The sequence below is a fragment of the Leeuwenhoekiella sp. A16 genome (assembly GCF_047946675.1).
GTDB lineage: Bacteria > Bacteroidota > Bacteroidia > Flavobacteriales > Flavobacteriaceae > Leeuwenhoekiella.
Genome location: NZ_CP172313.1, coordinates 2074659 through 2089555, shown reverse-complemented (window position 1 = coordinate 2089555; position 14897 = coordinate 2074659). Strand labels below are relative to the sequence as shown.

Genomic DNA, 14897 nt, shown 5'->3' with positions numbered 1-14897 from the left:
CAAAATCAGATACTCAGATTGCATAATCTGAAGGTCTATTTGCCTATGAAGAAATTTTCTACCGTATACATTCTGCTCGCCTTTTCTCTATACTGTCACAGCCAGAATTATACCGTAAGTGGAAATATCGTAGATGCCATAACCTTTAAACCTATTCCTGAAGTTGAAGTTACTATTAACAGTGGCAACTATAACACTTATACCACCACAGATGGTTCTTTCAAATTTGAAACCGACTTAAAATCTGGCCCTTACACACTCATCATTCAGAAAGAAGGTTACTTAACGCAAAGACTCCCCATACTGCTGGAACAAAAGGAGAATCTCTATTTTCAAACAATTCCGTTAGAGATCGATGTGACTAATCAGCAGATGGAGATAGGTCTCATTACACTTTCAGACGATCAATTAAACGGTGATGATGATCAGGCAGATTATAATATTTCGGGACTGCTTACCGCGACAAAAGATGCATTTCTTAATGCAGCTGCATATGACTTCAGCGCAACATTCTTTAGACCCCGAGGTCTTGATAGTGAAGATGGCAAAATACTGATCAATAATATAGAGATGAATAAACTCTACAGCGGCAGACCACAATGGGCAAACTGGGGCGGACTGAATGATGCCCAGCGCAATCGAGTTTTTACAAGAGGCATCAGCGCAAGCGAATCTACATTTGGTGATCTTGCCGGTTCAACAAATATTATCATGAGAGCATCGCAATATCGCAAAGGTGGGCGCGTATCCTATGCCTCTTCTAACCGCACATATACGGGCAGATTTATGGCGAGTTATAATACGGGGCTTGATAAAAATGGCTGGGCATTTTCTACATTGATATCAAGAAGATCTGGTAATGAGGGCTATATAGACGGCACGTTATACGACGCTAATTCTGTTTTTATTTCTGCAGAAAAAAAGATTAATGAAGCACACAATTTAAATCTTACCACATTTTACAGCGCTAATAGAAGAGGCAGAAGTACGGCGCTTACAGATGAGGTTTATGATCTAAAAGGTAGAAAATATAACCCTAATTGGGGATACCTAAATGGTGAACAACGTAATTCACGCATTCGTGAAATTAAAGAACCCGTGATCATGCTAAACCATTACTGGTCCTTAAATGACAACACCACTTTAAACACAAGCATTGCTTATCAATTTGGAAAAACAGCTAACACAAGAATTGAGAATGGAGGGACTCGCCTGGTTACGACAGATGAACAAGAAAGTTACGTGGGCGGCGCCCGAAATCCGGCGCCTAATTATTATCAAAATTTGCCCAGTTATTTTTTAAGAGATGTAAATCCCACTGCTGTAGATTATCAAAATGCATATCTGGCCGAAGAAGAATTTAGAGAAAATGGCCAACTTAACTGGAACGCGATGTATGCTGCCAATACTCTTGCTACACAACAAGGCGGCAACAGTATTTATGCTCTACAAGCAGATGTTACCAATGATAAAAAGTTCACTTTTAATTCCGTTTTTAGGTCTAAAATGACCGAAAATATAGTCTTAAATGCCGGTTTTAATTACCTAAATCTCAATAATGAGAACTACGCTCGCCTTGAAGATCTTTTGGGCGGCAACAACTTTCTCGACATAGACAGTTTTGCCGAAGATAATTACTTAACAGAAGGCAACCTTGCTCAAAGTGATCTGCAAAACAGAAACAGACTGGTACAGCAAGGAGATAAGTACAAATACCATTATAAAATAAAAGCTGAAGATGTAAACGCTTTCGCGCAAGCTCAATTTAAATACAGCAAAATTGATTTTTACGTCGCTGCAAAAATTGGTTACAGATTTTATCAACGCACCGGTCTCTATGAAAATGGCTATTACCCCGGCAACAGATCTTTTGGGAAAAGTGAACCTAAAAAAATCGGCGCTTTTGGCCTAAAAACCGGCGCTACATATAAAATATCGGGAAGACAATTGGTAGACATCAATATCGCAAACTTCACAAAAGCTCCGGGTATTAGAAATACATTTAGCAATTCGCGGCAAAACAATGATCTTGCAAGTGGGCTTTCTCCTGAGAGAACTTATGCGATCGATGCGAGTTACATCTACCGTTCTCCTTTTGCTAAGCTCAGGCTAACCGGTTATTATATCAACAAGCAAGACGGCAATGATCTTTCTTTTTTCTACACGCAATCTGCGCAGGGTGTAGATGATGGTTATGCATTTGTACAAGAGGTTGTGGGAGATATAGATCAAATAAACCGAGGTCTTGAACTTGGAGGTGAGATGCAGATTTTACCCACTTTTAAGCTTAAAACAGCTATCGCTCTGGGCGAAAAATTCTATAATAACAATCCGCATATCTATTATACAAGTGATGATATTGATGGCCAGCTCACATTTGGAAATGGCAAAACTAATCTCAAAAATTACCACATTGCCGGCGGCCCCGAACAGGCGTATCAAATTGGTTTTGAATATCGGGATCCTGATTACTGGTGGGTGGGCGCTACATTTAATGCTTTCGCGAAAGCGTATGTAGACGTAAGCAACTTACGCCGCTCTGATGCTTTTTTATTAGACTCAGACGGTCTGCCCCTAAATCAATATGACGACGACACAGCTAAAAGTTTATTACAACAGGAAAAACTCGATTCATACAATTTAATCAATATAGTTGGCGGCAAGTCGTGGCGCATAGGCGATTATTTTGTGGGCTTTTTTGCTACCATAAACAATGTTCTCAACACAGTCTACAAAACCGGCGGATTTGAAGATTCTCGCATTAGCGATTATCGTGGTTTGCTTGAAGAAAAAGAACGTGACACGCCGCTCTTTGGCAATCGCTATTTTATGGGTTACGGCACAACCTATTATCTCAACGCATACGTGCGCTTTTAAGATTTAAAAAAGAATAAAATGAAGAAATATATAGCTCTACTCCTAATTTTCTCTTCCTGCGTTCATGATGACAATTTTAAAGTTCCGGAAGTGATTTTTGAAAAGCAGCCAAAGCCCGAAAACATCGTTTCTATAGCCGCCGTAAAAGGCAATCTGGCACAAGTAGAAGATGGTATTTTCACATTTAGTGATCCTGATATTTTTATAGAAGGCTACGTCATAAGCAACGATGAAGCCGGTAATTTTTTTGAAGAACTCGTTCTACAGGACAAACCTGAAAATCCCACAGCAGGAATCGTTTTACAGGTAGATGTGAACCCCTTATTTACAAAGTATGAATTTGGCAGAAAGGTTTATATAAAACTTGAAAGTCTCACGGCAACAATCGTAAACGGTACAGTTCAGTTAGGTGTACGTGATAATGGTACTATTGCTCCTTTGCAGGCTTCATTAATAGATGAATATATAACCCGATCTGAAGAAGTTGCAGAGATCATACCTCTCGAAATTGAAATAACCGAATTTTCAGACGACTTAGAAAACCTCTTTATTCAGTTAAAAAACGTTCAATTTAACAGGAAAATCGCTCTTGGCGAAAACAGAAAAACTTTTGCTTCTGAAGCGACAGACGAGTTTGACGGTGAGCGTTTACTTGAGAGTTGCAATAGTCGAGGCAGAACGATAGTGAGCACAAGCACATATTCAGACTTTAGGGCGATGCTATTGCCACAGGGAAGCGGGAGCTTACAAGGTGTTCTATCTCGCGACTTCTATGATGAATTTTTCGTTGTGAATATCAATTCACCTGCAGACATTGATTTTTCTAATGAGCAGCGCTGCGATCCCGAAGAGCTAACTTGCGGACTTGCTGCAACTGCCGGAGACACAATTCTATTTCAGGATGATTTTAAAGATCAAAAAAAGAACAAACCCGTTTCAGGCAACGGCTGGACCAACTTTATAGAATCTGGTTCTTCAGAATGGGAAGCTTACACAGCCGAAAGCGCAAATGCATCGCAGGGCATTTCGGTAAAAATAGATTCTTACTCCTCAGACGATACTAATTCTATCGCATGGCTCATCACACCGCCTATTCAATTAGATACACTTTCTAAAGCGACACTTCATTTTGAAACATCTAATAGTTTTGCAGATGGCAGCGATCTTGAAGTTCTTTTTTCTACAGACTGGGATGGCAACCCGGAAACAATTACAACTGCAACCTGGGGTATTGTTTCCAGCGCATATATCACGCAGGATGATGATTACTTTGGTGATTGGTTTGGCTCAGGGCTGGTAGATCTTTCCTGCGAAACCGGTGAGATCTACATCGCTTTTAAATATTATGGTAACGGCAGGGATGCAAACGACGGCACTTACGAACTTGATAATGTGAAAATAACAGGACAGTAAGAATTTAGGTTTTTACCAAAAGGGCCTTATTTACAGGTAAATCCCTCAAGCGTACTCCTGTAGCATTAAAAATTGCATTCACCACTGCAGCACTAGCGGGACCTTGCGCGGCCTCTCCCGCTCCTAATGGCGGCTCTTTTACCCTATCAATAACATCTACCTCAGTTTCTGGCGCTTCTGGAAATCGGAAAATGGGATAACTGTACCAATCCAGACTCGTTATATGATTTTTGTCAAAATGAACCTCCTCATGTATCGCCCAACTTGCAGATTGTATCATCCCTCCTTCAGTCTGGTTTTTGAATCCGTCAGGATTAATGCACTCACCAGAATCTATTACTGCCCACATTTTTTTTACCTTCACCTGGCCATTAGATCGATCTACGTAGACATGAGCACATACCGCGCAATAAGAAGCCTGGTTTTTATAGCGTGAAAAAGCATATCCTAATCCTTCATCATCACCACGATCAACATCTTCTGTATTTTTCTTTAGCCGCGTTATCACCTCTTTAGCCCTGACGTCATCAAGATGCATTAATCTAAATTGAAGAGGATCTTTCTCAGCTTTATGCGCCAGCTCATCTATAAATGATTCTATGGCGTATATATTAGCATAAGCTCCCAGACCGCGCAAGGCAGATTTACGCAGTGGCCCCTGAAAAATGTGTGAGTCTGTCTGTACATTCTGTATAGTATAATATGGAAAAGAATTACGCACTGCTCCCCCTTTATAACCTACTCCCGGCACACCGTGTCCCTGATCTAAAAAGCGTGCGGGCAATAAGCTGTTTGCATCACCTCCCGGCCGCGTACTGTGACCGTCTGACCAGAAATCATACTTCCAGCCTATAATCTTACCGCTTGCATCGAGACCAGCCTGTAACTCCATAATCATTGCTGTACCATAAGGCTCCCAGCCGTGTTCATCATCTCGCATCCATTGTAAACGTATATGTCTCCCGGGATAGTTAACTGCGAGCAGAGCTGCTTCTGCGGCAACATCATCTGCACCATTATGACCGTAACATCCAGAACCCGGAACCGCTTTTATATGAATGTTTTCTTCAGCCATATTTAACATGCTGGCTATAGATTTCCGCAAAGGATAAACCCCCTGGGTATGCGACCATATGTTGAGCTTATCATCTTTATAAATAGCTACTGCACATGACGGGCCATTAGCCGCATGCATAATATAAGGTTTATAGTACGCAGCTTTATGAGTAATTGATGCGCGATCTACAGCAGCTTCCCAATCACCATTTTCTTCTTCTGTTTCTGTTTCTGCAGGAATGGTTTTAAGATATTTCTTTAAAGGTATATCTACAGGCAAAGTTTCTCCGGGATCCCATTTTGCAAGCTGTTTCGCCTTATTTTTTAGTTTTATAGCCAGATATTCATCCTTTGCTATGACCCCTACAAAACTGCCTATTTTAACTAGTTTCAAAAAGCCGGGATCTGCACTTAAAGCTTCCGCGTTAAGCGAATTTAATTTAGAAGTATAAGTGGTGGGGCGCAAAATGCGTGCATGCACCATATCGGGAAAACGTAAATCCTGCACATAAACCTCCTTAGCACGTACAATATCTTCAATATCTGTGCGCAAAATAGGTTTACCCACCCATTTTCTAACGGTTTTGCCCCTAACTTCTTTAGGCTCAAACGCCTTTTCATCTATTTGTTTTCCATTGAGCAATTCAAAGAATGAAATATTTTTACCTCCCGCTGATATTACACCATCTGCTAACGAAAGTTGAGTTACGGGTAATTCCCATTTTGCAGCTGCCCGATCCAGCAACAGTTCACGGGCACAGGCAGCCGCTTTACGCACAGCCATAGCACTTGATTCTATAGAACGGCTGCCGGCAGTATAACCTTCATCTGGGGTTACCCCGGTTTCTGCCAAATGAACAGTAACCATTTGAGGATCTGTATTAAGTTCTTCTGCAGCAATTTGTTTTATCGCCATGCTTATTCCCTGCCCCAACTCATGCTTTCCGGTCAAAACTTTAATCTCGCCATTTTCTAATATCTGTAACCATGCATTTATGTGATCGTCTTCGGGAATTGTAACTTTTACACCAGACTCGCCAGTGGTACCCACACAACTTGTTCCCGTTAAGGAAAAGCCCACAGTAAGTAATCCCATATTTTTGATAAAACTTCTACGCCCCCTTTTATCCTTTCTCATATCTTTAGCTTTAATCTCGTGAGGCCTTTTTAACAGCTCTCACCGCACGCGTATGTATGCCACAGCGACAGATATTCCGCTCTAGCTTTTGCCTTATTTCTTCTTCTGACGGAGCTGCGTTTTTACTAAGCAAATCTACAGAAGCCATAACAAGGCCATTAAGACAATACCCACACTGGGCGGCCTGCTCATCTACAAAGGCCTGTTGAACTTTGTGAAGTTTCCCGTCTGCTGTGGCTAAACCGTCCATAGTAGTAATTTTAAGCTGGGTAGCTGCCTCTACAGGAAGACCACATGATGGTAGTGCATTGCCGTCTGCCAGCACAAAACAGGCACCACATTGCTGTAAACCACAACCAAACTTAGGACCATTGAGACGTAGTTGATTGCGCAGCACATAAAGCAACGGGGTATCTGGCTCTGCCTCAACGACATGTTCTTCATTATTAACTATTAAGTTTAATTTCATTGCTATTGTATATATTTAAGAGGATTATCCCCTTTAAAAATTACAAAATTTAGCTGTACCTTATATCGTTAATAAGAAAATCACATCTTGATCCTCTAAATTTTACATTATTTTCAAATTTAACCACCTCATACTGTAACATTTACAAAATAATGCCGTCTTAATAATAGACCCTATTCAAAAACAATTGACTCCTTTAAGAATAGTATTACCAACTGATCTAAAGAATAGGAACCATGAAGAAATTAAATTGCGCTTTAATTCTGGGAATAGCTTTATTAACCACAACAATGAACTAAGCTAAAATCCAAGCTTTCTTCTACTTATTTTACCATGTAGTTAGCATCATAGCATAATCCGGATTTAGCTATTGCAAACGCTTGTTTTATCAGCTTGTTACAAACTGCAATCAAAGCCAATTTCTTACTCTTTCCCTTAGACACGATACGATCAAAAAGAGCTTTGCACTGCGCATTGTGAATGTAGGCGGTAAAACTGCACATAAATAGATGGTTACGCACAAGACCGTCGCCTGTTTTACTTATTCGCGACCTTCCCCGTATACTACTTCCAGAGCTACGTTCATTTGGTGCTAATCCCAGATAGGATGATACTTGTTTATAACTTAAAAAATCTTTGAAGTTAGCCGTACTAAGCATCAATAATACTGCTGTCTTTTTACCTATTCCTGGAATAGTCTGGAGTCTTGCGTATAAGGATGGCTCATTCGCTTTTATCAAAGCCTCAACCTCCTGTTCCAACAGCTGACGCTCTTTTTTAAGAGCTCGTAATTGACGCTTTATGGAAGTAATCATCTTGCCTTTAGTCTGCCCACGACTCTCAAATGCGTGCAACTTGTTCTTCAAGGCCGTAGATTGCTTCAAATACATTTGTATTAATGATAGCAATTCTCTGCCGCTCTCTATATACTCAGGGTCTGGTTCCCAATGCTCTAACTCCTGTTCACAGCTGTACCTGTAGATCATCAAAGCATCACTCTTATCGGTCTTTACGCGCTTGAGCTTCATCTGTATATACCTTTTGATAACCAAAGGATTTACAACACTTACACAAATACCCCTGCCATACAAAAACATAGCAAGCTGGTGATGATAACAGCCTGTCGCTTCCATAACACAATGAGAACTCTCCGGAATAGCCTTTAAAAAAACTTTAAAACCTTTCGTATCATTGGAATAACTACTGTGCCCAGTTTGGCTGCAATAAACATCAAAGCAGTCCTTTGAAATATCTATCCCAAAAAATAATGTACTTTTAATCATAGAATAATTAATTTAGAAAAGAACAAGCTACTTGATTTACAACATCCTAAAAACAAGCTCTAAAGGCCTAATGAACTAAAGGTAATTAAGTAGTAAAAGAGCAGGGATTTACATTGTTGACGGAATCTGAAGTTCCTACGGCTATACTAACCTTACTCTGCTCTTTTGTTCTTTTGAATTGATATTGAAATTTAATAGAAACAAACTTAGGACTGCTATATCTCAGGTAAATGACAAATTTTATGCTTTTACAGATGTCTGGAACGGAAAATTAGCAGAAGAAATAGGCTACACCACAAATTATGAAGGCCTGGAAAAGCTTGGGCTAGTCGCTCCCTTGCTCAATCACAAGAGAATTCCTGCGATAAACAATTCAGACATAGAGATTATAACAGATCTATACCGTTCATTTTCTATCCACGACATGAAAGCTGTAAAGAATGTTCTTGACAAAAATATTGAATGGTATGAAGCAGATCATTTTCCGTATGCTGATGGCAATCCGTACATGGGTCCAGATGCTGTTATCACCGGTGTGTTTTCTCGCATCTCAAACGAATGGGAAAACTGGAAAATCACAGATCTTAAAGTGTATGAAATGGCTAACGGAAATGTATTAGGAACTGGCAGATATAAGGCAAAATGTAAAAAGAACGGCAAAATGATAAATGCTCAGTTTGCACACCTATGGAAAGTCAACAATGGTAAAGTCACAAACTTTAGGCAATATGTAGACACCAAGCAAATTGCTGATGTAATGCATAAGTTTTAGCCATGAGCCTGCAGATAATAGGTGCGGGATACGGTAGAACCGGGACCATGTCAACTTTTACAGCTCTCAATGAGTTAGGTTTTCCCTGCTATCATATGGCAGAAATACTTCTTAAAAAAGAAAATAAATCTCACATCAATTTCTGGAATAAAGTAGCTAATACTCCTGCCGGTGAGCAGCACAATTGGGAAACTGTTTTTGCTAATTACACCGCTGCGGTTGACAATCCCGCCTGTTGCGTCTGGAAAGAGCTTTTTATAGCCTACCCTGATGCCAAGGTTCTTCTAACCTTACACCCACGCGGTGCCGACGCCTGGTATGAAAGTACCATAGATACAATTTACTTTACAGAAAGTATGTGGCAGTTTAAAGTAATGCAGGCTGTAGTCCCCTTTATGAGAAAGTTTGGCAATATGTCTAAAAAGCTAATCTGGGGAAGATCTCATCAAGGCACGATGACTAATAAACAAAAAGCCATAGATCGTTATAATCACCATGTACAGGAAGTAAAAGCGAATGTCCCACCAGATAAACTACTTATATTTACAGTAGATCAAGGCTGGGAACCTTTATGTAATTTTCTTAAAGTTCCTATACCTGCAACAGACTTCCCAAATGTTAACGACCGTGCGGAAATTAAAAAGACACTGGCAGGACTTACAAAGGGAGCCTATTTTATTTTGGCTGGTGCCGCTCTACTAGCGCTACTTATAATTTACGCCTTAGTATTGATTATTGCTTAAAAGATATTCAGCAGGAATAGATACCTTTGCAACATGGGTCTTACAAACAATGATGTCTTTAAAAAATTACGTGTAGCGCATAAACTACGTGATGATGATATTGTGAAAATATGCAAGCTGGCAGATTTTAATGTCTCAAAAAGTGAATTGGGTGCGATTTTCAGAAATGAAAATCATCCTAAATATGTAGAATGCGGTGACCAGTTTTTACGCAATTTTCTTGACGGACTCATTATTCACTTACGTGGCCCTATGCCTCCTAAGAAACCCGCTAAAGCGAAAGGAAAGCCGGAAAAATCTTAGTTATTCTTTAAATTTAAAAATGGTATACACCGGGAAGTGATCACTGTAACCTCCCAGATAATTATCACCTGCGTAAGTGCGAAAAGGATTGCCTTTGTATTTACCATCGTATTCGGTTAGTGCATACTCATTAAAAATATCTGATTTGACATACTCCAGCTCATTGTCGTAAGCTTTCATCCAGTTATTAGACAAAATGATCTGGTCAAAAAGATACCAATTGAATTTGTGGTTAAGTGAACCTTCATATCGCGTGAGTAAAAACACCATTGGGTTATACAAATCGGTTTGTACAAGATGTGTCTTCACCGCTTCACTATGTGGATTATCATTAAAATCACCCATAACGATAATGCGGGAATTGGGGTCATTTTGCCTGATTTTATCCACAATTTCCCGATTTTTTTGGCCCGCAATTACCCGTTTATATTCGGTAGTTTCTGCTCCCTGATGGCGGGAAGGCCAGTGATTTACAAGAATATGAACTTCTATACCTTTCAGTTTACCTTTCACATATAAGATATCTCTTGTAAAATCACGCACTCCCGGGTCGTTCTCAACATAAAGCGTTATCGCTTCAGAACTTATAACTTCAAAATCTGTTTTACGGTATAATAATGCTGTATCTATTCCACGTTCATCAGGTGAGTTATAATGCACAAAATCATAATCTCCTTCCTGGAGTTTGTTTTGGTTAATTAAATCTTGCAGCACTTTTTTGTTCTCAACTTCGGCCACGCCCACAAGACTTGGCATTTGGTTAGTATCTTCCTGCCCCAACTGCGATATGACTTCACTTAGTTTTCTCAGCTTTTTCGCGTAGCGGCTATCATTCCACTTTAAATCGCCGTTGGGCGTAAAATCATCATCTAGTATGTTTGGGTCATCAATTGTATCAAAAAGGTTTTCTAGATTGTAAAAGGCAACGGCAAGTTTAGCAATGGGCATGAAAAAGTGTTAGTGTGCTAATTTAAGAAAAGCTTAGGAACCAATTCCCTACCTTTGCAGTTCATTAATTTTTATGATAGAAGAAACTAATTTAGATTACGAAAAAGCGGTACTCATTGGTCTGATAACTCAATATCAGGACGAAGAAAAGATGACGGAATATCTGGACGAATTAGAATTTCTCGCTTACACTGCTGGTGGCGAAGTTCTAAAACGTTTTACACAGAAGATGGACAAACCTAATCCTAAAACTTTTATAGGTACAGGTAAAATGGAAGAGGTAAAAGCCTACGTAGATCAATATGACGTGAGCACGGTAATCTTTGATGATGAATTAAGCCCTGCCCAGCAGAAGAATATAGAACGCTTACTAAAGTGTAAGATCATAGACAGGACAAACCTGATCCTTGATATTTTTGCACAACGCGCTCAAACAAGTTATGCGCGCACTCAGGTTGAGTTGGCGCAATATGAATATCTATTACCCAGACTTGCCGGTATGTGGACTCACCTTGAGCGCCAGCGTGGTGGTATTGGGATGCGCGGTCCCGGGGAAACTGAAATCGAGACTGATAGACGTATCGTGCGTGATCGTATCTCATTGCTAAAAAAGAAAATAGAGAAAATAGATAAGCAGCAGGAAGTACAACGCGGTAACCGTGGTGCGCTCGTACGTGTTGCTCTTGTAGGTTATACCAATGTTGGGAAATCAACATTGATGAATGTAATAAGCAAAAGTGACGTTTTTGCAGAAAATAAGCTTTTTGCTACGCTTGACACTACAGTGCGAAAAGTAGTGATACGCAATCTTCCCTTTCTATTGAGTGATACGGTAGGTTTTATTAGAAAACTACCTACGCAATTAGTAGAATCTTTTAAAAGCACACTTGACGAGGTACGTGAGGCAGATTTACTCCTTCATGTAGTTGATATCTCCCATCCTAATTTTGAAGATCATATCGCATCTGTTAATCAGATTCTTGACGAAATTAAAAGTGCTGATAAACCCACATTAATGGTGTTTAATAAAATTGATGCGTATACTCACAAAACTATAGATGAAGATGATCTGGTAACCGAAAAAACCAGCGAACATTTTACTCTTGAAGAATGGAAACGCACATGGATGGCCAGATTAAACGGCGATGCGATTTTTATTTCGGCTATTAACAAAGATAACATGGAAGCTTTTCGCAAGAAAGTATATGAACGCGTACGCGAAATTCATATTACCCGCTTTCCTTACAACAACTTTCTGTATCCTGAATATGACCTTTACGAAGGAGATGAAGAAGAGTAAGTAAGTCATTTATGCGATAATAGTATTGTTTCCTCGTCATGCTGAATTGTCACACTGAGCTTGTCGAAGTGTCGTTTCAGCATCACATAGTAATCTTATTAGCAAATATGCAGTGAGACCCTGAAATAAATTTAGTTTGTACTAGATGCTAAATACAAAAACCCCCGATTTTGATATCAAAATCGGGGGTTTTTAATTGATTTCAGCGGTTTTTAGAAATTGTAAGTCAGTCCTAAAAGCCAGTATGTTTGCAGGTCATTATCTACATTGTCAAAAGTAGCATTAGTCATACCTTCTGTATTGATGGCATAATCAAGCGCTTCCTGTTTGTTTCCTCTTAAACCGAATTCAAAACCTACTCCTATCGCCTTCCACAATTTATAGTTGGCAGAGTTTATCCACGTGAAGTTTGAATAATCTGATGATTTATAGCTTTGAAACGCAGATAGATTAGACTTAAAACTAATTGCTCCTATTTGTCTGGTATAATCAACAAGTACCTTAGCCCCGGCAGAAGATTCATAAATATTATCTCCTTTGCTAAAAACGAAATTGTAGTTAAAAGGATGAACCACTACAACAAGATTAGTAACCGGTGTCCAGGTAGCACCCACACCCAGATCCAAATAACCGGGATCATTAAAATTGTCAAGTATAGTTGTTCTGTATTCTGCTAAAGCAGAAATGGCCAACTTTTCAGTCAAGTTATAGCCATAAAGCGTTGAAATATTAAAAACATCTGTAGACTCTCTGTAGCCATCATCATCATTAGGATCGTCTTTATCATCAAATTTTACCCAAGCCAGGTTAATATTACCTGAGTTACGCCAGAAATATTTTTCTTCTTTTAAATTAGCAAAACCGTTAACAGTAAAACCTATATTCCCGGAAGAGACATTAGGTGAACCCTGAGAGTACCAGTTATTAAAGTTTGAAGTATTAAAACCTATTGTACCAAAAGCACCAAACTTCCAGCCTGGTAATGCGTCTATTTTAGATTGTATGGCATTAACCCGAGATTGTATCTGAGCGATAGAATCCTTTTTTTCTGCTTTTGCTGCCTTCAGTTCGGCTTCAGATTGCGCATAAGTAAATGAGGCAAATAGCAAAGCCACAAGCAAAATAATTTTCTTCATGATTGTCTAGATTTTTTGAGACATCAAAGATACCGCATATCTTTTAGTCATATTACAAATCGGAAAAACTTGATGAAAATCGGTTAAAAGCAGCAAAAAACCGACCTGAGTTATTTTTTCTTAAATAAAGGCACAGAAGAACACGCCTCGCCAAACATGAGGTTTTTGACCACCGGCTGAAGTTTTTGTACAAGCAGAATATAAGCGTTTTGTGGTACCGGCTTGTTTGAGCATCCTTTTACAATAATATATTGATCCTCATACTTAGAAACATCTAATGAATTTATGATCTGTGTATAAAGTACAGTTTCCAGTTGGTCACGATCTCCCACAATCACTTGTTTTGCCACATCGAGATATGTAGTAACAAGCATATATGCCCATGCGGGAATGATAGCATCTGCGCTGCAATGTAAGGCAACATAAGCGTTAGTATACTGCTCCCAGTTGTGATTTTTTAAGCTTTCGCGAAAGTCTTTTTCTCTTAGGATCATCCCCTCATACAACCACTGCGAAATATCGAGCATGACTCGCTCCCCATTAGGATATAGATCCTCAAGGTTAAAAGTGATAAGCTTACTATTTGCGACTCGGTTTACAATCTCTAAATCTTCCATAGAAAATAAAATAATTTTACTTTAGCTTAAAGCAAACCTAGTTCAAGTTTTGCCTCGTCGCTCATTAGATCCTGCGTCCACGGTGGATCAAAAGTAATTTCTACTTCACAATCTTTAACCAACTCTATACTCTTTACCTTTTCTTCAACTTCGACAGGTAACGTTTCTGCAACCGGGCAGTTAGGAGTAGTTAATGTCATTAATATTTTAGTCTCATAATCTTCATTTACAAATACATCGTAAATAAGACCGAGTTCATAAATATCTACAGGGATTTCAGGATCATAAATTGTCTTAAGTACTCGTACGATTTTTTCGCCAAGTTCTTTTGTATCTATTTCTGTTGTCTCACTCATCTTAAAAAGAATTATGCATAGAAAAATTTCTGATGCCTGTTAGTTTAACTGTGTCTGGTAGGCCACAGCGTATAGTTTTATTTGTTTGATCATACTTACAAGACCATTTGCACGCGTGGGTGACAAATGCTCTTTTAGACCTATCTCATCAATAAAAGACGTGTCTGCATCAAGAATAGCCTGCGGCGGCTGATTTGAAAATGTGCGTATAAGAATAGCAATTATCCCTTTTGTAATTATCGCATCACTATCTGCCGTAAACGCGACTTTACCATCTTTCATATCTGCATGCACCCAAACCTTGCTCTGGCAGCCTTTTATTATGTATTCTTCAGTTTTATATTTTTCATCAATTAAAGGTAGCGATTTGCCCAGATCTATCATGTATTCATAACGCTGCATCCAGTCGTCAAACATCGCAAACTCATCTACTATCTCTTCCTGAATCTCTTTTATAGTGCTCATTAAATTTGTCTTACAATGTGT

14 protein-coding genes are annotated in these 14897 nt (G+C 39.2%); 6 read left to right on the top strand and 8 right to left on the bottom strand.

Features of this window, described 5'->3' with window-relative positions; genetic code table 11:
• The first annotated feature begins 45 nt into the window (after positions 1-45).
• On the top strand, positions 46-2877 hold the full coding sequence (locus tag ACH3O9_RS09035; protein ID WP_416446465.1) for a carboxypeptidase-like regulatory domain-containing protein: 2832 nt from the start codon (positions 46-48) through the stop codon (positions 2875-2877).
• Positions 2878-2895: 18 nt separating this feature from the next.
• Positions 2896-4290, top strand: coding sequence for a DUF5689 domain-containing protein (locus ACH3O9_RS09030; protein ID WP_416446463.1), 1395 nt, complete (start codon positions 2896-2898; stop codon positions 4288-4290).
• A gap of 4 nt (positions 4291-4294) precedes the next feature.
• Here ACH3O9_RS09030 and ACH3O9_RS09025 read toward each other — a convergent pair whose 3' ends face one another.
• From ACH3O9_RS09025 to ACH3O9_RS09015, 3 genes are all read right to left on the bottom strand, one after another.
• Positions 4295-6484, bottom strand: coding sequence for a molybdopterin cofactor-binding domain-containing protein (locus ACH3O9_RS09025; protein ID WP_416446461.1), 2190 nt, complete (start codon positions 6482-6484; stop codon positions 4295-4297).
• A gap of 10 nt (positions 6485-6494) precedes the next feature.
• On the bottom strand, positions 6495-6953 hold the full coding sequence (locus ACH3O9_RS09020) for a (2Fe-2S)-binding protein (RefSeq protein ID WP_416446459.1): 459 nt from the start codon (positions 6951-6953) through the stop codon (positions 6495-6497).
• Between the two features lie 323 nt (positions 6954-7276).
• A complete protein-coding gene (locus tag ACH3O9_RS09015; protein WP_416441748.1) occupies positions 7277-8236 on the bottom strand; it encodes an IS110 family transposase in 960 nt (319 codons plus the stop codon).
• A 184-nt stretch (positions 8237-8420) separates the two neighbouring features.
• On the opposite strand from ACH3O9_RS09015, the gene ACH3O9_RS09010 reads away from it, so the two are divergent.
• The 3 genes from ACH3O9_RS09010 to ACH3O9_RS09000 are packed head-to-tail and all read left to right on the top strand — an operon-like array spanning position 8421 to position 10054.
• Positions 8421-9008, top strand: a complete 588-nt coding sequence (locus tag ACH3O9_RS09010) for a nuclear transport factor 2 family protein (RefSeq protein ID WP_416446457.1) — start codon at positions 8421-8423, stop codon at positions 9006-9008.
• A gap of 2 nt (positions 9009-9010) precedes the next feature.
• Complete coding sequence (locus ACH3O9_RS09005) at positions 9011-9751, top strand: sulfotransferase family protein (RefSeq protein ID WP_416446455.1); 741 nt, start codon at positions 9011-9013, stop codon at positions 9749-9751.
• 33 nt (positions 9752-9784) lie between these two features.
• Entirely contained in the window at positions 9785-10054 is a 270-nt protein-coding gene (locus ACH3O9_RS09000) for a DUF1456 family protein (protein ID WP_416446453.1), read from the top strand.
• On the opposite strand, the gene ACH3O9_RS08995 is transcribed toward ACH3O9_RS09000, so the two are convergent.
• Positions 10055-11002, bottom strand: a complete 948-nt coding sequence (locus ACH3O9_RS08995; RefSeq protein WP_416446451.1) for an endonuclease — start codon at positions 11000-11002, stop codon at positions 10055-10057.
• A gap of 73 nt (positions 11003-11075) precedes the next feature.
• Between ACH3O9_RS08995 and hflX the strand changes: the two genes are divergently transcribed.
• On the top strand, positions 11076-12302 hold the full coding sequence (hflX, locus tag ACH3O9_RS08990; protein ID WP_416446449.1) for a GTPase HflX: 1227 nt from the start codon (positions 11076-11078) through the stop codon (positions 12300-12302).
• Positions 12303-12514: 212 nt separating this feature from the next.
• Here hflX and ACH3O9_RS08985 read toward each other — a convergent pair whose 3' ends face one another.
• The 4 genes from ACH3O9_RS08985 to ACH3O9_RS08970 form a co-directional block, all read right to left on the bottom strand.
• A complete protein-coding gene (locus ACH3O9_RS08985; protein ID WP_416446447.1) occupies positions 12515-13438 on the bottom strand; it encodes a DUF3078 domain-containing protein in 924 nt (307 codons plus the stop codon).
• A 110-nt stretch (positions 13439-13548) separates the two neighbouring features.
• Positions 13549-14055, bottom strand: coding sequence for a DUF2480 family protein (locus ACH3O9_RS08980; protein WP_416446445.1), 507 nt, complete (start codon positions 14053-14055; stop codon positions 13549-13551).
• A 26-nt stretch (positions 14056-14081) separates the two neighbouring features.
• A complete protein-coding gene (locus ACH3O9_RS08975) occupies positions 14082-14411 on the bottom strand; it encodes a DUF59 domain-containing protein (protein WP_416446443.1) in 330 nt (109 codons plus the stop codon).
• 39 nt (positions 14412-14450) lie between these two features.
• On the bottom strand, positions 14451-14876 hold the full coding sequence (locus tag ACH3O9_RS08970) for a SufE family protein (protein ID WP_416446441.1): 426 nt from the start codon (positions 14874-14876) through the stop codon (positions 14451-14453).
• Between the last annotated feature and the right edge of the window lie 21 nt (positions 14877-14897).